We start from the raw sequence: 24,930 nt of genomic DNA, 5'->3' as shown, positions 1-24,930 counted from the left end.
GGTTTTTGTATTTCCGGTTATTTTTTCGCTTCGGCTACAGCCTTTTTCACAAAATCGTCCAATGAGACGGTTTCTGATTTCTGCTCGCCGTATTTCCGGACGTTTACCGCGCCGTTTTCCGCTTCTTGGTCACCGACCACAAGCATGTACGGGATTTTTTGCATTTGCGCTTCACGGATTTTATAGCCGATTTTCTCATCCCGGCTGTCAAGCTCGACACGCAGGCCTTCACGCTGCAGGCGCTCCTGCACTTTTTTCGCATAATCAAGATGCACGGACGGTGATACAGGAATGACTTGGAATTGCACCGGCGCAAGCCATGTCGGAAGGGCGCCTTTGTGCTCTTCGATTAAGAAAGCAACGAAACGCTCCATCGTTGACACGACGCCGCGGTGAATAACGACAGGACGGTGCTGTTTGCCGTCTTCTCCGACGTAAGTGAGATCAAAGCGTTCCGGAAGAAGGAAGTCAAGCTGTACAGTTGACAATGTCTCTTCTTTGCCGATCGCCGTTTTCACCTGCACGTCAAGCTTAGGGCCGTAAAACGCCGCTTCGCCTTCCGCTTCATAGTAGTCATGGCCGATTTCGTCCATTGCCGCCTTCAGCATGGATTGCGCTTTGTTCCACATCTCATCATCATCAAAATATTTTTCCGTGTCTTCAGGATCGCGGTAAGACAGGCGGAATGTGTAATCACTCAGGCCGAAGTCTTCGTATACGTCTTGAATCAAACGGACCGTGCGGATGAATTCTTCTTTAATCTGGTCAGGGCGGACGAAAATGTGCGCGTCATTTAACGTCATGCCGCGTACGCGCTGAAGACCTGAAAGCGCCCCGGACATTTCATAACGATGCATCGTTCCCAGCTCTGCGATGCGGATCGGAAGCTCGCGGTAGCTGTGAATGTCCTGTTTGTAAATCATCATATGGTGAGGACAGTTCATCGGACGGAGCACGAGTGTTTCATTGTCCATTTCCATCGGCGGGAACATGCCTTCCTGATAATGTTCCCAGTGGCCCGATGTTTCGTACAGGTCTTTGCTTCCGAGAACAGGCGTATAGACGTGCTCATAACCGAGGCTCAGCTCTTTATCCACAATGTAGCGCTCGATCACGCGGCGGATGGTTGCGCCTTTCGGCAGCCAGAGCGGCAGGCCTTGTCCGACTTTTTGAGAGTTGGCGAACAATTTTAATTCTTTGCCCAGTTTTCGGTGGTCACGCTCTTTCGCTTCTTCAAGCATCCGCAAATGCTCTTTCAAGTCATCCTTTTTAAAGAAGGCCGTGCCGTAAATGCGCTGAAGCATTTGGTTTTTGCTGTCGCCGCGCCAGTATGCGCCCGCAAGGCTCAGCAGCTTAAATTCTTTAATTTTGCCTGTAGACGGCACGTGCACGCCGCGGCACAGGTCAAAAAATTCGCCCTGCTCATAAATGGAGACCGTTTCGTCTTCTGGAATCGCATCCAGCAGTTCAAGCTTCAGATTATCGCCGATTTCCGCAAACATGGCTTTTGCTTCATCACGGCTCACTTCTTTTCGGATAATCGGCAGATTTTCACCGACGATGCGTTTCATTTCTTTTTCAATCTTCGGAAGGTCATCCGGCGTCAGCGCCTGCTCCATTTCAACGTCATAATAGAACCCGTTTTCAATGACGGGGCCGACTCCGAATTTCACATCTTTATAAATGCGTTTTATCGCCTGGGCCAATAAATGCGCCGTGCTGTGCCGCATGATGTTCAAACCTTCTTCTGTGCCTTCTGTAATGATTTCTACGGCACCATCCTCTTGAATCGGTGTTCTTAAATCAATTTCCTGTCCGTTCAGTTTTCCGGCTAAAGACTTTTTCTTTAATCCCGGACTGATGGATGCCGCGATATCTTCTGTTGTTGTTCCTTTCGGAAATTCCTTTACCGCTCCGTCCGGAAATGTGATGTTGATCATATCTGACATCTTCGTCACTCCTTTTTTTATGCAAATCAAAAACCCCGCCCCCTATGAAAGGGACGAGGTTAAATAAACGGAATCGTGGTTCCACCCTTTTTTCCGCGCGGCCGATTGTTTCGGCACCTGCGGCTCTAAGCTCTGTAACGGGAGTTCCCGTCAGCTATTACTGGCGCTTCTTCCGGCGTTCACAGCTGAAGTTCAAAGGCGGTAAAGACAATGATCCATAGCTGGAAAGCTTTCAGCCTGGGCTCTCCTCTCTTATAAAGCCGGTATCAATGCTTCATGTCCTTATCAATACGTGTAGCAATCATTAATCTTTTATGTATTATAAAATGTCTGTGAGAAAAATGCAACTCGGTTTTCCGTCTGATTTCGCACAGACAGCCCTGCCGCTTACACAAGGCCGTCCGTGCGGCTATCCTTCCGTCTTCTCGGCTGCAAATGCGCCCAGCGGAAAAAGGCGCACCCTCTCCTGAAACACGTTTTGAATCGTTCTGGACATCATATGCTCCGGTTTGTCCGTATACAGTTCTACCGTCTCAGGCGCAATGGAGATCAGCGGCGCAAGGAGATGGGAATCTATATACATCGGGTGCTCCCGCACAAACCGTCTGTCTATGTATTTTTTCTGTTCCCGTTCTGACAAATAGCGCAGCTCCCACAGCGTAAAAGCTTGGTCATGTACGATGCGGACTTTCTTCATCCGCGGCGGATTGGATGTCACATAATCTCTCAGAGACTGGATAAAGTTTTGATATTCCTGTTCCATCCGATATTCATCTATCGCAGCCTCCGCGTATTCTCTGAGCCGCTCATAATACCTGCCGAGCCGGAACGTCTGAAACGAACGCACGGAAAAAACACCCGCATCAAGTGAAATCGTCCGGAGCGCATCTGAAATAAACTGTGTGCGCGGCTCTTTCTTCGGCTCGAACGGATGATCATCAAGCTCTCCTTCCATAATGCTGTGTGCAAGCTGAAGGATTTGCTGCTGTTCATCCTGATCGGTGAAGCAGTATGCATCCTCAATAAGCGAAAGCATATGCTCGTCTTCTTTGCATTCCAAAAAAAACCTGACAAGTATCGGCTCAATAAAGCGCTGAACGCAAAAAGCCGTTTCAGACCTTGCGATTCCGACTTTTTTTATGCCTTCACGGACAATAAAATGTCTCCGGTCGTCCGATTGCTGAATGAGATGTAAAAAAGCGGCGGTATCATGGTCATCTTCAAAGATCACTTCAAGCATATTTGTCCCCCCTTACGGCATCTGTTACAAGTATATGGGGGATGTTTTTAAAATAGACGTAAAGGTTAGCTTTCACCGCCGAACAAATGGCGCACCTTCTTTTTAAATATAACGGGAAGCGATAAAAATACGATGTAAAGACAGATCACGCCGAGTACGGTCAGCACATTGCCGGACATAAAGCTCGCGCCGAGCACATTCAGGACGATCGTCCCCGGAATGATGCCCGCTGCGGTCGCCAAAAAATACGTCATCGGCCTGACTTTCGATAGGCCCGCGGCATAGCTGATCACATCAAAGTTAACAGGCAGAATACGCAGGATAAAAATATAAAAGAAGCCATTGGTTTTCATCTGCTTTTGAATGGCTTCCATTTTTCCATGACGGCTTTTCTCATTAAAGGCAAACAGCCCCGCCGCAAAAAAAGACGCGGCGGCAGCGCCCATTGAGCCCGCCAGCGTATACACGGTGCCGAAAAACGGGCCGAACGCCAATCCTCCGGCGACGGAAACGATTGATACGGGAAACAGCACAAAAGGCCTGACGATGGAAATTCCGATAAACACAAGCGGCGCAAAAACACCGAACGATAACACCCACAGCCGTATCTCCTTAGGCGACAGATTCAGATATTTGCGGTTTGCCCACAGCAAAAGGCCCGCTCCCGCCGCAGCCGCAGCCCAAGTGACAGCCTTCTTATTCCTCATTCCCTCAAATCCTTCCCATTGGACGCCGGCATCATGAACGGCGGCGGTTTTCCCCGTCAAGACGGACGGGCGAAGCCAAATATAAAATCCGCTCCATCAGTCTTGCCGCTTTTACTTCTTCCTTTTCTCCCCGCTGTGAATACGTAAAATGATGCTTCAGCTCGTCAGGTGAGAAATTAGACGAGAAGAAAGTGGGAAGCTGCTGGCTCATTCTGTGCTGAAGCACGGTGCCGATGACCTCATCTCTGACCCAGCTTGTCATTGACTCCGCTCCGATGTCATCAAGCATCAGTACGGGCGTCGTTTTCACCATATTCAGTTTCGCCTCCAACGACTGATCCTGGAGCGAGTTTTTCAGCTCTCTGACAAATTCGGGAACATATACGATCATTGATGAATACTCTTTTTCCGCCAGTTCGTTAGCAATGGCGGCTAAAATAAATGTCTTTCCGATTCCGAATTTTCCGTACAGATACAGCCCTTTGCCTTTTCCCGTTTCATTATAGCTCTTCAGAAAATCCGTCACATGCTGGAAAATGCCGACTCTGCTCGGATCGGTAATGTCGATCTGCTGAAACGTCGCGCCGAGAAGATCCTGCTGGATATACATGCTCTTCATCAGGGACTTTTGCCTTTTCTGGCGGTCGAGCTTTCTCTTTTCCGGACATTCGTAATATTCAATATCGATGGAACGCCCGTTGATCACAAGCTTCGGATGATAGCCTTCAAGCAGGCTGTTCGTCCGGCTGTCTTTCGAGCAGAAGGCGCACTGTTTGCTTTGCTGAACGAATTCGTACAGTTTATTTAACCCTCTGTCAATCATGCTTTGATTGATTACATCTTTCTGTTCCTTCAAAAAAGCCTGGACGTCTTCGTCGGCCATGACTTGCTCCTGCATTCGTTCCAGGCGTTTTTGAAAGTCAGGTCTTTTCGTCACGCCTTCTAAGGATCGGCTGATCGGTTCCATTCAATATCACCCCGCTTCTCTGTCTCAATAGGCAGAGTATTTTTTCAGTTTTTTCATTTCTTCCATCATTTTTTTCTTCTGTTCTTCAAGATCCTGCGCGGAAAGAGCCGGCTGTTCTTGTTTCTTCCCGGTTTCTTCTTCTTTCATCCAATCAGGGCGCTTTTCTTCCCGGACGGTTTTTTTGCCGCGCGCCGCGCCGTTTGTTTTGCCGTCCGCCCAATCAAGATATTGCCTGTGCTCTTCTATTGCGAGCTTCATTGCTTCCCGTACCGTTTTGACTTTCTTTCTGGCCCAGTGGGCGGCGATTTTTTGGATATAGTTTTTGGACAGCTTCATATCTGTTTTCAGCATGACATAATAAATCAGCACATTGGTGACGCCGGGCTCAAGCTTTTGTTCGAACATAATATCGGCGATAATCTGCAAGTCGGCTTTTGACGGCTCGGTCCCGTCCGCAATGTCCTGAAGAAGCTTTCTCGGTGATATGGTCTCAAGCTGTGCGATGAGTTCGCCGTTCAATGAATCGTCCTTTTCCGTCCGGTTTTCTCTCAAGGTGACAGGCTGTGTTTTATCAATCAGTTCCGGAAGCTTACCGCTTCTTTCAATTTGGTACCAGTCGCTGGCCGCTTTCCTCAGCGCTTCGGCCGTTATCGTATCCTGTTCATTAATTGCGGTCATGACGACGTGCTGCATGGAGATAGGATCTATTCCGTATAAATATGAAAGCTTTTTAATGCTCTCCCGCACGTCCTGCGTGATTGATTTACGCGGTATCATCGTTTCTGACAGTCCCGCCATGAAAAGCTCAAAATCAAATACTTCCTCCGTCACCGTATAGGAAGGCGCTTGTCCGACAGACGCCGTCTCATAGTCCTCGGGGAGCTTCATCGCCTCTTCCATATCAGGCGTCATTTTCCATTCACTCGGCTGAAAAGAGGCAAAAGCGTGATTAAACGGACGGGTAATTTCCCTTGCGCCCGCGCCGACGGAAGGGTGCGTGTAAAATTGTCTCAGCTGCTGGTATTTCGTTTTACCGACTCTGTTATAAAGAAAGACATTCAGCATGCCGTCTTCAAAAAAATCATTCGGTCTGAGCGGGGGCAGCAGCTCATAAATAAACATCCGCTCTTTCTGCTCGGACTCCCGGATATACACTTTCAGCAGCCCGATTCCTTCAAGCTTTCCCTGTTCATGATGAATCTTTTTTAAATTTGACTGCATCATGCCCATCAGCTGCCTGTGCGTGGATTCCGCTCCCCACAAGCGGTTCTGCTCAAGCTCCCCCCATAAGGTCATATAAAGGGAGAATGCAAAAGAACCGATCAGCGGCTGGTACAGATGTGTCAAAACCTGTCTGTCGACATCCTGAAGAAGCGAACGGCTTTTGACCGTATAAGGATCTACAGGCAATACGTCATTCCAATAGTCAGCCATGATTCTCAAACCTTCCGATATGTTTCTACTCTCATTTTACACCGTTTCTGCGATCTATCAAATGCCAATTTTGCTCATGAGAAAAGAGCCAGACACAATCTCTTAGCTCTCTCAGCGTTCTTTCTTTATTAAATCTTTCAATTCATCGATAAACACGTTTATATCCTTAAACTGCCGGTAGACGGAGGCAAAGCGGACATAAGACACCTCATCGATTTTCGCCAGACGGTCCATTACCATTTCTCCGACAAGTTCGCTTTTGACTTCAGATACACCTTGGTTTCTCAGCTCTTTTTCAATGTCAAAGCACATGTCTTCCAATGTTTTTAAAGGAACGGGCCTTTTTTCACAAGCTTTAATTAACCCGCGCAGCATTTTTTCACGGCTGAATTCTTCCCGGACGCCTTCTTTTTTCACGACGATCAGAGGCATCTCTTCAAACTTCTCAAATGTAGTGAAGCGGTAATGGCAGGCTTCGCATTCCCGCCTTCTGCGGATTGATTTCCCTTCGTCCGCAGGCCGTGAATCAAGTACGCGGGAACCGTTGTGCTGGCATGAAGGACATTTCAAATTGGATCAGCTCCCATCTGTTTCGTTGCTGTAATGCGGTTCGCAAGCTTCCGGTAAATGCCCGCCAACGTTTCTAGGATGAGCCTATTTGTTGGGAGAGCCGATAGACCGGCCTTATCTTTTCTATTTTACAAAAAAAATGCTTAAAGAAAAAGCAATGCTGTTTTTTTACATTAGAAAAGGAGCATCAGCTTCAAAGCGCGTAATGGCTTTTTCAGCTTAGCTCCCTTGTGTTTGCGTTTTGAAAATTACAGTACTTTCGCTTGTGCCTGTTTAATCTGTACAGGCCCCATTCCTCGCGGTATTTCAATGTTTTCTCTTGTATCTGCATGTAATGCGTCCGCAATGTAATCCGCAGCCACATTAGGATCCAGGTCTCCACAAGTATAAACATCAATGCTTGCATATCCGTGTTCAGGAAAACTGTGAATCGTTAAATGTGACTCAGAGATAATAACGACTCCGCTTACGCCTTGCGGTGCAAATTTGTGAAATGCGACCTCGCGCACTTCAGCTCCTGATTTCAAAGCAGCATTTACAAACGTTTTTTCAATAAAATCCATGTCATTGAGCTTATCAAAATCGCATCCCCACAGCTCGGAGATGACGTGACGCCCCATTGTTTCCATAATCATGGACCCCCCTTAACAAGAATTAAAAAAGTGAATTTCCGAGAACTGACCCGGCCATTTACCACGGGGGAAAGTTAGTCCGGAGAGGTCCTAACCCTTTAAGTAATTCCGAAGCAGTCACGAGCAAGAAGTTCACGAAAGATAGTATACTGTGTTTAAGTTTATTTTGCAAGGTGTGTTTTTTGCGAATATGCCGTTAAGGGTTTTTTTCTAACAAATGTCCATGATCTTTAGTCTACACAGCTGACGGGTGTTTCATTCGCGCGGCGACGTGACGGATAAGATCAACGACCCGGCAGGAATATCCCCATTCATTGTCATACCAGGCGAGCACCTTTACTTTTCGGTCTTCCATCACCATCGTTGTCAGACCGTCGATGATCGCAGAGTGTGAATTCGTATTATAATCCGAAGAAACGAGCGGCTCATCCGAATAATCAAGAATTCCGTACATCGACGTTTTTGCGGCTCTTTGGAAAGCGGCGTTCACTTGCTCGGCCGACACATCTGTTTTCAGATCGCAGACAAGGTCCACTAATGACACATTCGGAACGGGAACACGCAAAGCGAGACCGTGAAGTTTTCCTTTCAAATGAGGCAGCACGAGCGACAGCGCTTTGGCGGCGCCAGTAGAAGTCGGAATGATGGATTCTCCGCACGCTCTCGCCCTCCGCAGATCTTTATGCGGATTGTCGATATTTTTTTGATCATTCGTGTAAGCGTGAACAGTCGTCATCAGGCCGCTTTCAATCCCGAATTCCTGATCAAGCACTTTGACGACCGGCGCAAGACAGTTTGTCGTGCAGGATGCATTTGAAATAATGACATGTTCATCGGGATTGAACTGCTCTTCATTTACTCCCATGACAATGGTAACGTCTTCATTTTTGCCCGGAGCCGTTAAAATGACTTTTTTCGCCCCTGCTTCAATATGGCTCATCGCTTTTTCTTTTGAGTTAAATTTCCCCGTTGCCTCTACGACGATGTCTATTCCGCATTCTTTCCACGGAAGCTCTCTCGGGTCCCGGCGATTGAACAGCATAATATGTTTTCCGTTGACGATCAGGCTGTCGTCGGAGGTCTCAACTTCTTGATCGTATTTGCCGTGAATTGTGTCATACTTTATCAAATGAGCAAGCGTTTCCGGGGGATAGCTTGCATTAATGGCTGTTATTTGAATTTGATCATCTTCCATTGCTTTTCTGAACACCATTCTTCCGATTCTTCCAAACCCGTTGATTGCTACTTTTACCTTCATGCTCAGGTCACCCCTTTTTAATATGCCACTCTAATTTACCTTTATTTATATATAGTATAACATATTAAAAGAAATCCGCCAGTACAACTTGATAAAAATCCACCCTTATACCGATCAATATGTTGTTCAATCGGTTTTTTTGCATATAAAATGATCTTTCTTCCATAAAAAAAGCAGGATCAGCGTCTCAGGCTGCCTGCTTTTTTCTTATATTTGTCCCGGTTCTTTAAATTTGTCATTTAAAATGCTGTCCTCTAAAACGGAAGACACCTCGCCGTACCGTTTAGCAATATGCATCGCGCCCCAGTCGCACAGCGCGTTTAAAATTCTTTCCAGACTGTGCCCGTATTCACTCAGCTCGTATTCCACTTTCGGCGGCACCTGATTGTACACGATCCGGTTGATGACGCCGTCAGCTTCCAGCTCCCGCAATTGCTGTGTCAGCATCTTCTGGGTGATGTCCGGCATAAGCCGCTTCAATTCGCTTGTCCGTTTTTTCCCGCGCATGAGGTGGCAGAGGATCACACACTTCCATTTTCCGCCGATCACTTCAAGCGTCGCCTCTACGGATATATTGTATTTTTTCTTCAGCAACGGTAATTCCTCCTCATCTATAGGAACTAAAAAGTGCCTATGGCACTTAAAAGTACGTTCTTTTCAATGACACTTCTATCGATCATAATGACATTTGCCGGCTGAAAAGGAATGTACTCTTATACTTATATCGTTTACCCGGCATCATTTCAACCATACATTATCGTTCAAGGAGGAAAACAGATGTCTTCACATCGCCAAAGCTATTTACCAGCGCTGCTGGCATTAGCCGTCAGCGCTTTTGCGATCGGCACAACCGAATTTATCAGCGTCGGGCTGCTGCCGCTTATATCTCAAGATCTGCATATACCTGTGACAACGGCGGGACTTACCGTTTCCATGTATGCTCTGGGCGTGACATTCGGCGCGCCGGTTTTAACGTCTCTCACATCCGGCATGTCGCGGAAAACGCTGCTGCTCTGGGTGATGTTAATTTTTATCGCCGGAAATACACTCGCAGCGAGCGCTTCCTCAATCGGCGTCTTACTGGCGGCACGGGTTATTTCGGCTTTTTCCCACGGCATTTTCATGTCAATCGGGGCAACAATCGCCGCCAATATCGTGCCGGAGCATAAAAGAGCAAGCGCGATTTCTATCATGTTTACGGGGCTGACGGTGGCTACGGTGACCGGCGTTCCGTTCGGCACCTATCTCGGCCAGCAATTCGGATGGAGAATCGCATTTGCCGTCATTGTGGCAGTAGGAATCATCGCATTCCTCACAAACGCGCTCCTCGTTCCGTCGCATTTGCGCAAAGGGACGAAAACCGCATTTTCCGAGCAGGTCAAACTCGTCACAAACGGCCGGTTATTGCTTTTATTTATCATTACCGCGTTAGGCTACGGCGGAACGTTTGTCGTGTTTACGTATTTATCTCCGCTTCTTCAGGAGGTAACCGGTTTTCAGAAAGAAACCGTCGCGGCCATCCTGCTCATTTACGGAATTGCGATTGCCATCGGAAACATGATTGGCGGCCGTTTATCAAACCGAAATCCGCTGAAAGCCTTGTTTTATATGTTCATTGTCCAGGCTGCTGTGCTGTTTGTTCTGACTTTTACCGCGCCGTTTAAAACAGCTGGGCTGATCACCATTATTTTCATGGGGCTGTTGGCGTTTATGAATGTGCCGGGGCTTCAGGTATATGTCGTGATGCTGAGTGAACGTTTTGCGCCAAGCGCCGTTGATACAGCATCAGCCTTAAATATCGCGGCATTTAATGCCGGAATCGCGATCGGCTCGTTTGCCGGCGGAATCATTACAGACTCAATCGGAATCATTCATACCGCTTGGATCGGGGCGCTGATGGTGCTCAGCGCGGTCGTATTAACCGGATGGAGCAGGAAGCTTGAAAAGCGGGATCGCACTGCCCTTGAAAGGAGGTGAGTTTTTCTTCAGCGCATTTTGATTGTTTCAACAGACAACTAATAGGAGGAATATATACATGACAACACATTTACAAGCAAAAGCAACATTACATAACGGAGTAGAGATGCCTTGGTTCGGCATCGGAGTTTTCAAAGTAGAGGAAGGCGCGGAACTCGTCAACGCGGTGAAAACGGCATTGGTGCACGGCTATCGTAGCGTTGATACCGCCGCGATTTACGGAAATGAAGAAGGTGTCGGCGAAGGCATCCGCCAAGGGCTGCAAGAAGCGGGATTAAAACGTGAAGACATTTTTGTCACGTCAAAAGTGTGGAATGCCGATTTAGGATATGAAGAAACGTTAAAAGCGTTTGACACAAGCTTAGAAAAACTCGGTTTAGATTATTTGGATTTATATTTGATCCATTGGCCTGTCGAAGGAAAGTACATCGATGCGTGGCGGGCGCTCGAAACCCTCTACAGGGATGGACGCATTAAGGCGATCGGGGTCAGCAATTTCCAAATTCACCATCTGAAACATCTCATGAAAGAGACGGAAATCAAGCCGATGATCAACCAGGTGGAGTACCATCCTCGTCTGACACAGAAAGAACTGCTTGCTTTCTGCACTGAACAAGGCATTCAGCTTGAAGCGTGGTCGCCATTGATGCAAGGTCAGCTGCTTGATCACACCGTCTTACAGGAAATCGCTGAGAAGTACGGCAAATCAGCCGCTCAAGTGATTTTGCGCTGGGATTTGCAAAACGGTGTCATCACCATTCCGAAATCAACGAAAAAACACCGTATTGAAGAAAATGCAAATGTCTTTGATTTCGAACTGTCAGCTGACGATATGAAGCGGATTGATGATCTGAACGAAAATCTCCGTGTCGGTCCTGACCCTGACAATTTTGATTTTTAACCAGAAGAACACCGTTCGGCTTTCCGAACGGTGTTTGTTTATGCCCAGCCGCTCAATACTTCCTCAAGCTGGTGCTTTGTATATTCAAGACTGCCGCTGTTATCAATGACGGCGTCAGCTTTTTTTGTTTTATCCGCTAAAGGCATTTGCGACGTTATCCGGCTCATCGCTTCTTCTTCTGTAAGGGAATTCCGCTCTATCAGCCGTTTAAGCTGAATGTCTGCCGGTACGGTGACGACGAGCACCTTGCCGACAAGATAATCAAGCCCGCTTTCATACAAAAGCGGTATATCCAAAACGACGAACTGCTCTTTTCGCGCAACGGCTTCATCCCGCTGTTTCAGCATTTCCGCACGCACCGCCGGATGAACGATCTGATTCAGCTTCAGACGCTTCTGTTCGTCAGTGAAAACGATAGAACCGAGTTTTTTTCTGTCAATATCGCCATTTTCCAGCAGGATGTCTTTTCCGAATGCTTCCACAATTTGTCCGTAAGCCGGCATTCCTTTTTCCACCGCCTGTTTTGCGATGGCATCCGCATCAATGACTGTTATTTTTTTGTCGATCAGCATACGCGCTACCGTGCTTTTGCCGCTTGCGATGCCTCCCGTTAAACCGATGACCAAGCTCAAAAAGCCCACTCCTTCTTACATTTTCCAAATCCCGATGATAATCAGCAGGACTCCCGGCAAAAATGTCATTTTATCTATCCAATTCCATCTTGAAAGCAAATGCCCCGCGTTTATGCCGAGTGAAACAAACAGCGAGCTCATCAGCCCGACAGTCACGCTCATCATAACCGGAGAAAAGCCGAGAATGGCCGCTCCCAGCCCGGCGCCAAACGCGTCAATGGATAAGGCGATACCGAGCAGAAGCGCCTCGACTCCGTTAATGGTTCCGGATTGATCAATATCGGCGCTGGTCGGTTTTTTCAAAATATGAATGACGATGCCGAGCGATTTCACTTCAAGATTAAGTAACGTTTTTTCATGCAATAAGTAATCCGGCTCTTTAGCCGGTTTGAAAAATTGCCAGATGACCCATGCCCCGATTCCGATTAAGATCAGTCCGCCCAGTTTCTCCGTGACGGATACGGGAAAAATCTTTGTCAGAAAATGGCCGATCAGCATGGATATAAACATCACAGAGGCTGAACAGCAAGCGATCACGGCAATCGCTTTGAACGGGATTTTCATTTTTCTCAAACCATACGTAAACCCGACTGAAAAACTGTCCAAGCTGACAGCAAAAGCCAAAAGCAGCAAAGAAACAATCTCCATATCCGTTTCTCCCTTTCTCTTGATCGGCAATTGTGACATATGCCTATTGGGTGAATCACAATATATATATGGAGAAAGGTCATCAACTGTGTTAGAAAAAAGTCATTCTGCTGCCGCCTGCTTGAACCGCTTCAGTTTATGATTTTTTTTGGCAGCGGGCGCAAAAATGCGTACCCCTTCCGCCGACCACGATTTTAGAAATCATCGTGCCGCACGATTTGCACGGTTCATCCTTTTTGCCGTATACGTAATGTTTGAGCTGAAACATTCCAATTTCCCCTTGAGAATTGATATAAGACCGGACGGTGCTCCCGCCCGCGTCAATCGCTTCCTGAAGGGTGTCTTTAATTTCTGTATGAAGCGTTTTTATCTGCCCGTCTGACAGACTGTTCGCTTTTGTCTCTGGATGAATACGCGCCCGGAATAAAGCTTCATCGACATAAATATTGCCGAGGCCGACGACCGCTTTTTGGTCGAGCAGGGCTGTTTTCACCGCGCGGTTCGTTTTTGCAAGCCGCTCTTTTAAATAAGCAGCGGTAAATGCTTCATCATCGGGTTCGGGCCCGAGCTGTGAAAGCGGTAATGCATTCTGTTCCTCTCCCGGCGCAAACAAATGCATCGTGCCGAATTTCCGGACATCCCGGTAGCGGAGCTGTGTTCCGTCCGTCATGTGAAACACGACGTGCACATGTTTATCGTCAGGCTCATCGGCCTGATGAAGACCGTATTTCCCCTCCATCCGCAGGTGGGACACCATGACATAATGATCCAGATGGAAAAGCAAAAACTTTCCCCTTCTTCCGATGGATCGGATCGTTTCTCCTGCAATCTGCCGCGCGAATTCCTCCGGCTCGGCGGGTTTTTTGATGATATTCGGCCATCTGATATCCGCCGATTCAATCGTTTTCCCCTTCACAAGACCGGTCAGAGTGCGCCGGACCGTTTCAACTTCTGGTAATTCCGGCACAATCATCACTTCCTTTTTCTCTGTTTATTTTGCATCGTACCAAGACGGCCCTGAAGCATAATCCGCCTTCAGCGGCACGTCTAATGCCAAAGCATGCTCCATCACTTCAGGAACCAGCTTCTCTAATATTTCAATTTCTTCCTTAGGCGCTTCAAAAATCAATTCATCGTGCACCTGAAGCAGCAGTCGCGCCTTCAGGTTTTTTTCTTTCAGCTCAGCTGCCATGTCAATCATGGCTTTTTTAATAATATCGGCGGCGCTTCCCTGAATCGGCGTATTCATGGCCGTTCGTTCCGCAAAGCTCCGCAGGTTGAAGTTGCGGCTGGTCAGCTCAGGAATATAGCGGCGGCGCTGCATAAGGGTCGTGACATATCCTTTTTGCTTCGCTTCCTGCACCGATTCTTCCATATACGCCTTAACGCCCGGGAAGCTCTCCAAATAGCGGTCTATAAAAGCGCCCGCTTCTTTCCGGGTGATGCCGAGGTTTTGTGACAGCCCGTAATCACTGATGCCGTAAACAATGCCGAAATTGACGGCCTTTGCCTGGCGGCGCATCGCTTGTGTCACTTCATCTTCACTGACATGAAACACGTCCATGGCGGTTTTTGTGTGAATGTCCATGTCATTCGTAAACGCTTCAATCAGATTTTCATCTTTTGAAATATGCGCAAGCACCCTTAATTCAATTTGTGAATAATCGGCGGCGAAAATAAGCCAGTCCGGTTCGGACGGTACGAAAGCCTGACGGATTTTCCGCCCTTCCTCCAGCCGGATCGGAATATTTTGCAGGTTCGGATCCGTTGAGCTGAGGCGTCCGGTTTGAGTCAATGCCTGATTGAATCGTGTATGCACCTTATGAGAATCCTTGCGCGTGACCTTCAGCAGCCCTTCAATATAAGTCGATTGGAGTTTGCCGATTTGTCTGTATTGCAGAATGTGCGCGACGATATCATGTTTGTCTGCGAGCTTCTCAAGCACATCGGCTGAAGTGGAATAGCCTGTTTTTGTTTTCTTTACTGGCGGCAGGCCGAGCTTTTCAAACAGAATGACGCCGAGCTGTTTTGGTGAATTGATGTTAAACGGCTCACCGGCGATGTCATGGATTTTTTCTTCATATTCTTTCAGCTTTGCCTTGAGCTCTTCGCCCATTCGCTTCAGTCTTTCAACATCCACTTTGACGCCCATTGATTCCATTTCTCCGAGAATTAGCGCAAGCGGGAGTTCGAGATCTTCATATAATTCAAGCTGATTATTTTCTTCCAGCGCGTGCAGCAGTTTGTCACGGAGGCTGTTAACGGCAGACGCTTTCCGCGCGAGATGATCGGCAAGCTCTTTTTCAGCCGGAACGGCGCGCTTTGCGCCTTTTCCGTAGACCGCTTCATCTTTTGAAACGATATTCAGCCCGTATTCTTTCGCTACGCTCGCGACATCGTCGTACGAATTGCCCGGGTTTATAATGTAGGCAGCAAGAAGCGCGTCAAATTCCGTTCCCTTCAGCTCAATTCCCTGCCAGCGCAAAGCGACGACGGAACGTTTGCTGTCGAACACCCACTTTTTCATCGATTCATCTTCAGCCCAAGATTTAAAAGCTTCAGACTGAATGGCGATTTCTTTCGGAATATAATAAAGACCTGTTTCATTCACGATGGAAAAGCCGAGGATCGGTTCTTCGTGATAGTTATCACCGATTTGTTCAACAACCAAAGCGGACGGCGAAACGAGCATATCTTCAGTGATTTCTTCTGCCGTTTCAACATTGATGTCTTCAAAATTTTCTTCCGCCGTTTCGCCGCTTTCTTCACCGAGCCGCTCAAGAAGCGTATTAAAACCGAGGTCTTTAAAAATGGCAACAACTTGTTCACGGTCAAACCCTTGGTAATCTAAATCTTCGGGCTTGACTTCAATCGGCGCATTTGTCATAATCGTCGCCAGCTCTTTGCTCATCAGGGCTTGTTCCTTATATTCTTCAAGCTTTTCTTTTAATTTTTTTCCGCTGACTTCATCAATGGAATCAAGCAGTTTCTCAACCGAATGGAACTGCTTTAAAAGCTTAATCGCGGTTTTTTCTCCGACGCCGGGGACGCCCGGTATGTTATCGGATGAATCCCCCATTAATCCCTTCATATCAATGATTTGCAAAGGGGTCAGACCGTACTTTTCTTGCACGTGCTCCGGCGTGTAATCTTCCACGTCGGTAATGCCTTTTCTCGTAATGGCAACGGTCGTTTTCCCGGTTGCAAGCTGGGTTAAGTCCTTGTCCCCCGAAACTACCTTTACTTCGAAGCCTTCTTTTTCAGCAGATACGGCAAGGGTGCCGATAATATCGTCCGCTTCATATTCAGGAAGCTCGTAGCGGCTGATTTTGTAGGCATCAAGGAGCTCGCGGATGAACGGCATCTGTTCTGAAAGCTCCGGCGGCGTTTTTTGTCTTCCGCCTTTATATTCTTTAAACGTACTGTGGCGGAAAGTGGTTTTTCCCGCATCAAAAGCCACCAGCATGTGGGTCGGCTTTTCATCTTCCAGCATTTTCATTAAAATCATCGCAAACCCGTATACGGCATTTGTATGGATGCCTTTTTCATTGCTTAAAAGCGGCAATGCAAAAAACGCTCGGTACGCCAGACTGTTTCCGTCGACAAGCACTAATTTTTTTCGTTCCGTCATTCAATATCCTCCTAAGAGCAAAAGCTCGTCATTCCTCTATTTTTTAATCTCACAGCTTCTCTTATTTTAACAAAGTTCAATTTGAAAGGAAAATGAGCGAACCCCGTGAAAACGCAAAAAAGGACGGGAACAAGAAAACACGTTCCCGCCGTCAAAATTGGCTCCTTGGATGAAGGGGTTCTGTTATATCCTAACAAGATAGGTTTAACAGGTCATGAAGAAATTGTTAATCCTTTGTAAAGCTGGTCACGCTTCCGGCTGCCGCTTCAGCGTCACGGTAAATACAGTCCCCTGTCCCGGCTCGCTTGTGACCTCGATTTTACCTTCATGGGCTTCTATTAAGTGCTTCACGATGGCGAGGCCGAGCCCGGTTCCTCCCGAGTTGCGGCTTCTGTCTTTATCCACGCGGTAGAATCTCTCAAATATCCTCGGGATCTCTTCCTTCTGAATGCCGATTCCCGTATCGGACACTTTGATATCGACAACGGTTTCTTTCACATGTACCGAAATCCCCACCGTCCCTTTTTCAGGCGTGTAGGTCAGGGCATTGTTCGCCAGATTCAAAAACACCTGCTTCAGCCTGTGCGCATCACCCGTCACAAAAATCGGCTCTTCCGGGAGATCGAGCTGAAAGCTGATGCCTTTTTCCTCAGCCTTATGCCGCAAAAGCGCTTCAATTTCATGCAGAATTTTTGCGGCGTCAAAGGACTCTACGCGCATCGTAAAGTTTTGCTGCTCCATCTTGGATAAATCCAGTAAATCCTGCACGAGAGATTGGAGCCGCTCACTTTCTTTCAGAATGATAGACAGAAAGTCTGAAAGCGCCTTTTCGTCTTTCATCGCTCCGTCTAACAGTGTTTCCGTAAAGCCTTTAATCGAGGTGATCGGTGTTTTCAGTTCATGGGAGACATTGGCGACGAAGTCCTTTCTCATCTGCTCCAATTTTTTAATTTCCGTCATATCGTGAAAGACGAGGACGATGCCCTTCCATTCATCGTCAGGGCCCATGATCGGAACGCCGTCAACTTCAAAGTAGCGCCGCTCAATGTTGATGGGAAGTCTGAGCAGCTGGCATTTTTTCGTCTCCGTCATAAAAATGTCTTCGACAAGCCGAATGATCTCCTCATGTTCAAACGCATCATGGTAAAGACGCCGAAGCAGACGTTCAGGCTTTGTATGAAACTGCTTCGTGTATGACCGGTTCACGAGATTGATAAAACCTCTCCCGTCTATTAAAATCAAACCGGATCCGATATTTTCAATGACGGTTAACAGACGATCGCGCTGCATATCCTGCGTTCTCGTCATTTCCATTAAATCGACCGCCAGGCTGTTCATCGCACGCCCGAGACGGTCCGACCGCCTTGCGTAACCGCTGTAGGAGCGGGCGTCATAATTCCCCTTGGACAGCTCCGTCGCCACTTTTGTCGCGGCGTCGATTGATTTTTTGTAACGGGACGTCATGTTTGTATAAAAGAAAACGATAATGATAAAAGCGGTACAAAGACTTGCTGCCAGCATGCCCCACATTTCTCCGGTAACGCTTGAACCGCCGTTGATCTCAGAGGAAACGAGTACATACCCCGCAATTTTCCCGGCGTCATTTTTTACGGCAGTGCCGCGGATGACTTTGCTTTTCGACTGTACGGCTTCCTCGCTTTTATTGTGAGAAATGAACTCCTTTACGGCTGAATCATCAGCATGACTGCCGGAATGATATACGGCGTCACCCTTCTCGTTGAGCACGGCGACGTTTATACCGAGGGTGCGGCCGGCGTCACGGATTACCGTTTCATTGCTTTTATTGCCGATTCGGCCGGTGTCAAGAAGGCCCGCTATGTATACCGATTCCTTTTTCAGCTGATCCGCCGTTCTTTCTTCAGCGGATGAAGAAATAAGCTGCTGTAAAAAAAGGCCGAGAACACTGAAAACCAATATGATACATACAACGAGTAAAGCGAACAGACGCACACGGACTTTATTCATTCATTTTTGGCTCCTCCAGTTTATACCCCAAACCTCTGATTGTTTTAATATAGATGGGTTTTTTGGTATTTGATTCGATTTTGTCGCGCAGATGACTGATATGAACGTCAACAATCCGGGTATCCCCGGCAAAATCATAGTTCCAGACCGCGCTCAGCAGAAGATCTCTCGTCAGCACTCTTCCCTTATGTTTTCCCAAATACAGAAGCAGTTCAAATTCTTTAGGCGTCAATTCCAGCTGTTCTGACTTGAAGTACGCTTCGTAATGCTCCGGAAGAATTTTCAGCTCGCCGATGAGAATCTGCCCGTCCTTTTCCTCTTCTCTGCCTTGAGACAGCGAAGAAATGTCAGCCCTTCTTAAAATGGCTTTCACCCGCGCAGTGACTTCCCGCGGACTGAACGGCTTTGTCATGTAATCATCCGCTCCGAGCTCCAGTCCCAGCACCTTATCAAACTCCTCATCTTTTGCTGTCAGCATCAAGATCGGAACCATCATTTTCTGCTGTCTGAGCTGTTTACAGACGTCGATTCCGTCCACTTTCGGCAGCATGACATCCAGTACGATTAAATCCGGATTTTCATTCTCTGCCAGCTCCAGAGCCTCTTCACCGTCTGATGCGGTAATGACATCATAGCCGGACCGTTCCAGATTATACTGTAAAAGAGTAACGATAGATTGTTCATCATCTACAACTAAAATTTTTTTGTTCATGCTGCGCCCTCCGCTGTCTATTTTCCCCGACATCCAATTTTCTCTATTTTATGTGCTGCATATCACTTTATGATTTCATTTTATCCAATACTGCCCGTTCAGACAATTCGCCTTTTTGATCATTTTCAGAGAAAGGATCGCTCAGGGAAAAAGAAAACGCTTTCATTAATTGTAAAAAGAGGAAGGCTTCTGATTCGGAAGCCTTCCCTTTTTTCTTATGACAATACTTTCATCACGTTTTTGACAGATTCAACTGATTTACTCAGCTGCGCTTTTTCATAGTCTGTCAGTTCAAGCTCGATGATTTGCTCTAGGCCGTTTCCTCCGATAATCGTCGGTACGCCTAAGTAAATGCCTTCATGACCGTATTCGCCTTCTAAGTAAGCGATGGTCGGAAGCACGCGGCGCTGATCTTTCAAAATGGCTTCTACCATTTCAGTCAGTGATGCAGCAGGCGCGTAGTAGGCGCTTCCGTTTCCGAGAAGGTTGACGATTTCCCCGCCGCCTTTTCTTGTGCGTTCTACAATCGCATCAAGACGGTCTTTCGGGATAAGCGTTTCAAGCGGAATGCCGCCCGCATAGGAATAACGGACGAGAGGAACCATGTCGTCACCATGTCCGCCAAGAACAAAACCGGTCACATCTTTTACAGACAGGTTTAATTCTTCAGCGACGAATGTTCTGAATCGCGCAGTGTCAAGCACTCCGGATTGTCCGATGACGCGTTCTTTCGGGAAGCCTGATTCTTTGTACACCGCATATGTCATCGCATCAACAGGGTTTGTCAATACAACGATAATGCAGTCAGGAGAATATTTCACGATCTCACGTGTGACGCTTCTCATGATTTTTTCGTTTGTAGATACGAGATCATCACGGCTCATGCCCGGTTTTCTCGCAATTCCGGCTGTGATGACGACGATATCAGAACCGGCTGTGTCCTCGTAGTTGGACGTGCCTGTGATTTTCGCGTCAAATCCTTGAACCGGACTTGCTTCGAGCATGTCTAGCGCTTTTCCTTTTGTCGGGTTTTCTAATTGCGGAATATCAACGAGCACAACGTCCGCAAGCTCTTTTTGAGCTGTAAGAAAGGCTGTTGTCGCTCCCGTAAATCCTGCTCCGATAACAGAAACTTTACTGCGTGTTTTTCCCATGATTCTCTTCTCCTTTTTTGGCTTCATTAGAAGTCTGCTTTAGGTTCAGTCCATGTTTTTAATTAGCTCTTCACCAAACTCTGAACATTTCACTTCAGTTGCACCGTCCATTAATCTAGCAAAATCGTACGTTACTACTTTTGAAGCAATCGTTTTTTCCATAGATTTAATGATCAAGTCAGCAGCCTCATTCCAGTTCAGGTGTTCAAGAAGAAGCACTCCTGAAAGGATGACGGATGACGGGTTGACTTTGTCAAGGCCGGCATATTTAGGAGCCGTTCCGTGAGTCGCTTCGAAAATCGCATGCCCTGTTTCATAGTTGATGTTCGCTCCCGGCGCGATCCCGATTCCGCCTACCTGAGCGGCAAGCGCATCAGAGATATAGTCTCCGTTTAAGTTCATTGTCGCCACGACGTCGAATTCGCTCGGACGGGTTAAGATCTGCTGAAGGAAAATATCAGCGATGCTGTCTTTGACGATGATTTTCCCTGCCGCTTCCGCGTCGCTCTGCGCTTTATCAGCCGCTTCTTTTCCGTCTTTTTCGACAATGCGGTCATATTCAGCCCAAGTGAATACTTTATCTCCGTATTCTCTTTCGGCAAGCTCGTAGCCCCAGTTTTTAAATGCCCCTTCAGTGAACTTCATGATGTTTCCTTTGTGGACAAGCGTGACAGACTTACGGCCGTTTTCGATCGCATACTCAATGGCAGCTCTGACTAAGCGGCTTGTGCCTTCTTCAGAAACAGGTTTGATGCCGATTCCTGACGTTTCAGGGAAACGGATTTTGTTAACACCCATTTCATTTTGCAGGAAGCTGATCAGCTTTTCAACCTCTTCAGAACCTTTCGCATACTCAATTCCGGCATAAATATCTTCCGTATTCTCGCGGAAAATGACCATATCCGTATCTTCAGGTCGTTTGACCGGAGAAGGCACTCCCGTGAAATATCTGACAGGGCGCAGGCACGTAAACAAATCAAGCTCCTGTCTCAGCGCCACGTTCAGAGAACGGATACCGCCGCCGACCGGTGTCGTCAGAGGACCTTTGATGGCGATGAAGTACTCTCTGATGTCTTCCAGCGTTTCGGCAGGAAGCCACTCACCTGTTTTATTATAAGCCTTTTCACCGGCATAAACTTCTTTCCACGTGATTTTTTTCTCGCCTTTATATGCTTTTTCAACAGCGGCTTCCAATACTTTAGAAGCGGCGTTCCAAATATCAGGGCCTGTGCCGTCGCCTTCAATAAACGGGATAATCGGATTATTTGGTACGTTTAATACTCCATTAGAGACTGTAATTTTTTCACCTTGTGACACAATATTACCTCCCAGTATGTAATTCATATTTAGAAAACATTTTATTTTTCTTGTATAGAAAATAAAATGACTTTTCTCAAGATTCTATCAAAATTGTAAACCAATCCGGGCTTGATTAACAAGAGGCTAACGACATGAAAATCACCAGCCTCCCGTTTGATCAGGCTCTTTCATCAATCGGAACAAAAGTCTGCTTATCCGGACCCGTGTAATCAGCGCGCGGGCGGATGAGGCGGTTGTTATCGTACTGTTCAAGAATATGGGCGATCCATCCTGACATTCTGCTGACCGCAAAGATCGGCGTGAACAGATCGTGATCAATGCCGAGACTGTGGTATACAGATGCGGAATAGAAATCAACGTTAGGCGGGAGTTTTTTCTCCGACGTCACGATTTCTTCGACACGGATTGACATCTCATACCATTTGCTTTCACCCGTCAGATTCGTCAGGCGTTTGCTCATTTCTTTTAAGTGTTTGGCGCGCGGGTCTCCATGCTTATACACACGGTGTCCGAAGCCCATTACTTTTTCCTTTTTCTCCATTTTGCTGCGGATATAAGGCTCGGCGTTTTCCACTTCGCCGATTTCTGTCAGCATTTTCATGACGGCTTCATTGGCTCCGCCGTGAAGCGGTCCTTTTAAAGCGCCGATGGCGGCAGTGATGCCTGAGTAAATATCGGATAAGGTGGCGACACATACTCTCGCCGTAAATGTTGATGCGTTCAGCTCATGATCCGCATGAAGAATGAGCGCTTTGTTAAACGCTTCCACTTCGATCGGAGAAGGCTCTTCACCGTTTAAGGTGTAAAGGAAGTTCTCCGCGATTCCGTACTCTTCCTTCGGTTCAACAGGATCAAGTCCTTTGCGGATTCTTGAGAAAGCGGCGACAATGCCCGGCACTTTCGCCTGCAGACGGATGGCTTTTCTGTAGTTCGCTTCCGGATTCATAACATCGGCTTCACTGTCAGTCAGACCGAGTAATGAAATCGCCGTCCGGAGCGCAGCCATTGGATGTACGTTATTGAGGGGATAGGATTTGAAGTGCTCAATGATTTCTTGTGGAACGGCAGCTTCTTTCGCAAGCTGTTTTTTCAGTTCAGCAAGTTCCGTTTTATTCGGCAGGCGCAGATGCCACAGCAAATAAATGATTTCTTCAAAACTTGCATTCTCTGTCAAGTCGTCAATATCGTACCCTACATATGTAAGGGTATCGTCGATAATAGAGCTTACAGATGATGTTGTTGCTACAACCCCTTCAAGACCGCGTGTTGCTGTCATATTCAACCTCTCCTTTTCAATCAAAATTCCCCTTTAAAGAGTATATAAAACATACGGCTTACTTAAAATGAGTCATGCAAACAATCCCTTTCCCCTTTAAGAAAATGCTTACATTTCACTGATTGCGGTTACATAACCGATATGCTTATAGAGGAACATAACAAATTCTTATAAGCTTATTTAAGTTTAAGCCTATTCTTATTATAAACAATAATCTGATTAATTTGTAGACTTTTAACTAAAAATGTTTTAAAAGCCCTATATATCAAGGTTTTGCGTTGATAAATTTAATCGCTTGCTTTCAGGCGCTTTGTAAAACCATGTATTCTTATTGGGGGAGTTTTAGGGGAGTTTAAAAGGACAACGCACCACTACCCGGGTTATTCACAAATGAACGCCAGAAAGAGCGCAAAAAAAAGCCCTGTCTGGGGCTTTTTTTATGTGCCTACTGGCCGCTCTGCTAATTTTAGAGTACCCACCGGGCGCTCTGTTATCTTAACATCTGATGATGCTTGATTAATCTTGACTACAGCTAAACCACTTAACGTAACAAAGGTTAGGGCTGCACAAAGAATAATTTTTTTCAATTATAATCCCTCCAGGTGCTTCATTTTCTTCTCGGCTAAAATAGCATGTTTAGAAAATTCAAGCGCCTCTTTAAAGAGTCCATGCTTCTCACAGTGTTCTGAAATAATCAAAGAAAGATCAAAAACGCTATCAAGGTCATTTACTTCGTACAAGTAAGAAATACCACCTCGACAAGTTTCAATGCTTTTCCTCTGATCCTGCTGCAGAAGTCCGTAAATAATATTTATTTTAGCCTCATACACCTTATTCTCTTTTCGTTTAAAATATTCCTTTGTCTTTTTATAATAATATGGCATTTTATTTACATCCCCTATTTTATAAAGCTCTTTCAAAAACATATACAGGGAATTTATATAATATACCGAGCCCCTCCACTCTTTATTTCTGATGGCTTTTTTCAAGGCATTTATACAGTCTTGGGGGCGGTTTGCTGCAGAATATGTAAGACTTAAATTATGATGTATTAAAGCTGTGAAAAGTGAATCGTGAAGAACTCTCGAAATTCTGATTGCTTCTAAATAACTTTCCTCCGCTTTTTCATAAAGTCCTAAATCAGTGTAGTTTTGTCCAACAATCATAAGAGACGTGGCGAGCTTTCGTTTATAGCCTTCATTTTCTCTATAAATTTGTAGCGCATCATTGATATAATTCAAAGAAATTAGACTCTGCCGCAGCATCATATACATAGACGCCACTTTCGAATAAAATTCAGCCCGCTCTATACAATCGGGTATATCCTTCAATTTTTTCTCTGCTATTTTGAATAAAGTAATTGCTTTCTCAAAGTTCCTTTTATGCGACTCATATAACGCTTCAAATAGAAAGAAATAATATTCAATCATATGGTCTGTTTTTTTTATTTCATCAGCGTGGTTTTCATTAAAATATGAATGGGGCGGAAGCTCCTCCCCTTTCACCTGATACAAAAGCATTTTGTGCCTTTCCTCCAACAAAGAATAATACATCAAAACTTCCTGATCCTCTTCCATTTCATCAAACAATGGTTTGATCTCTTCAAAATATCTCTCAGCAGACTCAGCGTCTTGTTGTTTTATCGCGATATACCAATCATTTAATATATTTGCAACACATTCAGAAGCCAGTTTACTCATCAATAAACCCCTCTTTCTACAAATATTCTAAATTTTCTCAAATAATATTCTAGCATACTTTTAACATAAAATGTAATTAATAGGAGTTTTTTTCGACATCGCGCAATTTTCCCTTTCGACATCGCGCAATTTCAAAAAAAGGCTATTGACCCACTTTTTCAGAACGGTATTATAGCGGACTATTTCTCTCTATTGTCGAATCTACAGATGTTTTTCCCCATTCATAAAAAAATATA

General features: G+C 46.2%; 22 protein-coding genes. 2 read left to right on the top strand and 20 right to left on the bottom strand.

What is annotated here, in order from left to right; translation table 11 throughout:
* Positions 1-17: 17 nt before the first annotated feature.
* From thrS to BR62_RS0117995, 9 genes are all read right to left on the bottom strand, one after another.
* Positions 18-1,949 (bottom strand): threonine--tRNA ligase, encoded by a 1,932-nt coding sequence (gene thrS / locus BR62_RS0118035; protein ID WP_007613029.1) that lies wholly within the window; start codon positions 1,947-1,949, stop codon positions 18-20.
* A 409-nt stretch (positions 1,950-2,358) separates the two neighbouring features.
* Positions 2,359-3,189, bottom strand: coding sequence for a putative sporulation protein YtxC (ytxC, locus tag BR62_RS0118030; RefSeq protein WP_032871714.1), 831 nt, complete (start codon positions 3,187-3,189; stop codon positions 2,359-2,361).
* 65 nt (positions 3,190-3,254) lie between these two features.
* A complete protein-coding gene (locus BR62_RS0118025) occupies positions 3,255-3,896 on the bottom strand; it encodes a TVP38/TMEM64 family protein (protein ID WP_007408086.1) in 642 nt (213 codons plus the stop codon).
* Between the two features lie 31 nt (positions 3,897-3,927).
* Entirely contained in the window at positions 3,928-4,863 is a 936-nt protein-coding gene (gene dnaI / locus BR62_RS0118020; protein ID WP_020956184.1) for a primosomal protein DnaI, read from the bottom strand.
* A 24-nt stretch (positions 4,864-4,887) separates the two neighbouring features.
* Positions 4,888-6,297, bottom strand: coding sequence for a replicative helicase loading/DNA remodeling protein DnaB (locus tag BR62_RS0118015; protein ID WP_012118158.1), 1,410 nt, complete (start codon positions 6,295-6,297; stop codon positions 4,888-4,890).
* A 111-nt stretch (positions 6,298-6,408) separates the two neighbouring features.
* The gene (nrdR, locus tag BR62_RS0118010; protein ID WP_003152473.1) at positions 6,409-6,867 is read right to left on the bottom strand and encodes a transcriptional regulator NrdR; all 459 of its coding nucleotides are present in this window, start codon (positions 6,865-6,867) and stop codon (positions 6,409-6,411) included.
* Positions 6,868-7,115: 248 nt separating this feature from the next.
* Positions 7,116-7,496 carry an adenosylmethionine decarboxylase gene (gene speD / locus BR62_RS0118005; RefSeq protein ID WP_003152471.1) on the bottom strand — a complete coding sequence of 127 codons (381 nt, stop codon included), beginning with the start codon at positions 7,494-7,496 and terminating at the stop codon, positions 7,116-7,118.
* 238 nt (positions 7,497-7,734) lie between these two features.
* Positions 7,735-8,757: a glyceraldehyde-3-phosphate dehydrogenase gene (locus BR62_RS0118000; RefSeq protein ID WP_007408083.1), complete on the bottom strand. Its 1,023-nt coding sequence runs from the start codon at positions 8,755-8,757 to the stop codon at positions 7,735-7,737.
* Positions 8,758-8,964: 207 nt separating this feature from the next.
* Complete coding sequence (locus BR62_RS0117995) at positions 8,965-9,351, bottom strand: winged helix-turn-helix transcriptional regulator (protein ID WP_032871713.1); 387 nt, start codon at positions 9,349-9,351, stop codon at positions 8,965-8,967.
* A gap of 183 nt (positions 9,352-9,534) precedes the next feature.
* On the opposite strand from BR62_RS0117995, the gene BR62_RS0117990 reads away from it, so the two are divergent.
* Positions 9,535-10,734, top strand: a complete 1,200-nt coding sequence (locus BR62_RS0117990; protein ID WP_014305559.1) for an MFS transporter — start codon at positions 9,535-9,537, stop codon at positions 10,732-10,734.
* 58 nt (positions 10,735-10,792) lie between these two features.
* On the top strand, positions 10,793-11,635 hold the full coding sequence (locus tag BR62_RS0117985; protein WP_007408081.1) for an aldo/keto reductase: 843 nt from the start codon (positions 10,793-10,795) through the stop codon (positions 11,633-11,635).
* 38 nt (positions 11,636-11,673) lie between these two features.
* Here the strand turns inward: BR62_RS0117985 and coaE are convergent, their stop codons facing one another.
* From coaE to BR62_RS0117935, 11 genes are all read right to left on the bottom strand, one after another.
* The gene (coaE, locus tag BR62_RS0117980; protein WP_032871712.1) at positions 11,674-12,267 is read right to left on the bottom strand and encodes a dephospho-CoA kinase; all 594 of its coding nucleotides are present in this window, start codon (positions 12,265-12,267) and stop codon (positions 11,674-11,676) included.
* 15 nt (positions 12,268-12,282) lie between these two features.
* Positions 12,283-12,915, bottom strand: a complete 633-nt coding sequence (ytaF, locus tag BR62_RS0117975; RefSeq protein ID WP_003152461.1) for a sporulation membrane protein YtaF — start codon at positions 12,913-12,915, stop codon at positions 12,283-12,285.
* A 136-nt stretch (positions 12,916-13,051) separates the two neighbouring features.
* Positions 13,052-13,882 (bottom strand): DNA-formamidopyrimidine glycosylase, encoded by an 831-nt coding sequence (gene mutM, locus BR62_RS0117970; RefSeq protein ID WP_021494431.1) that lies wholly within the window; start codon positions 13,880-13,882, stop codon positions 13,052-13,054.
* A 24-nt stretch (positions 13,883-13,906) separates the two neighbouring features.
* On the bottom strand, positions 13,907-16,546 hold the full coding sequence (polA, locus tag BR62_RS0117965) for a DNA polymerase I (protein WP_032871711.1): 2,640 nt from the start codon (positions 16,544-16,546) through the stop codon (positions 13,907-13,909).
* Positions 16,547-16,792: 246 nt separating this feature from the next.
* Positions 16,793-18,532: a two-component system histidine kinase PnpS gene (gene pnpS, locus BR62_RS0117960; protein ID WP_025285095.1), complete on the bottom strand. Its 1,740-nt coding sequence runs from the start codon at positions 18,530-18,532 to the stop codon at positions 16,793-16,795.
* On the bottom strand, positions 18,525-19,244 hold the full coding sequence (locus tag BR62_RS0117955; protein WP_003152457.1) for a response regulator transcription factor: 720 nt from the start codon (positions 19,242-19,244) through the stop codon (positions 18,525-18,527). Before BR62_RS0117955 ends, pnpS begins: the two co-directional genes overlap by 8 nt.
* A gap of 215 nt (positions 19,245-19,459) precedes the next feature.
* Positions 19,460-20,398 (bottom strand): malate dehydrogenase, encoded by a 939-nt coding sequence (gene mdh, locus BR62_RS0117950; protein ID WP_003152455.1) that lies wholly within the window; start codon positions 20,396-20,398, stop codon positions 19,460-19,462.
* 45 nt (positions 20,399-20,443) lie between these two features.
* On the bottom strand, positions 20,444-21,715 hold the full coding sequence (gene icd, locus BR62_RS0117945) for an NADP-dependent isocitrate dehydrogenase (RefSeq protein ID WP_007408075.1): 1,272 nt from the start codon (positions 21,713-21,715) through the stop codon (positions 20,444-20,446).
* Between the two features lie 160 nt (positions 21,716-21,875).
* Positions 21,876-22,994 (bottom strand): citrate synthase, encoded by a 1,119-nt coding sequence (gene citZ, locus BR62_RS0117940; protein WP_003152453.1) that lies wholly within the window; start codon positions 22,992-22,994, stop codon positions 21,876-21,878.
* A 437-nt stretch (positions 22,995-23,431) separates the two neighbouring features.
* On the bottom strand, positions 23,432-23,581 hold the full coding sequence (locus tag BR62_RS19785; protein WP_164463356.1) for a PhrK family phosphatase-inhibitory pheromone: 150 nt from the start codon (positions 23,579-23,581) through the stop codon (positions 23,432-23,434).
* The gene (locus BR62_RS0117935) at positions 23,582-24,694 is read right to left on the bottom strand and encodes a response regulator aspartate phosphatase (protein ID WP_025285096.1); all 1,113 of its coding nucleotides are present in this window, start codon (positions 24,692-24,694) and stop codon (positions 23,582-23,584) included.
* Positions 24,695-24,930 lie beyond the last annotated feature (236 nt).

It is taken from the genome of Bacillus sp. UNC69MF, assembly GCF_000746035.1.
In the GTDB taxonomy this organism is placed as follows: domain Bacteria; phylum Bacillota; class Bacilli; order Bacillales; family Bacillaceae; genus Bacillus; species Bacillus velezensis.
Note: the sequence above shows the minus strand (reverse complement) of the source record. Positions and strands in the feature narration are given on the sequence as shown.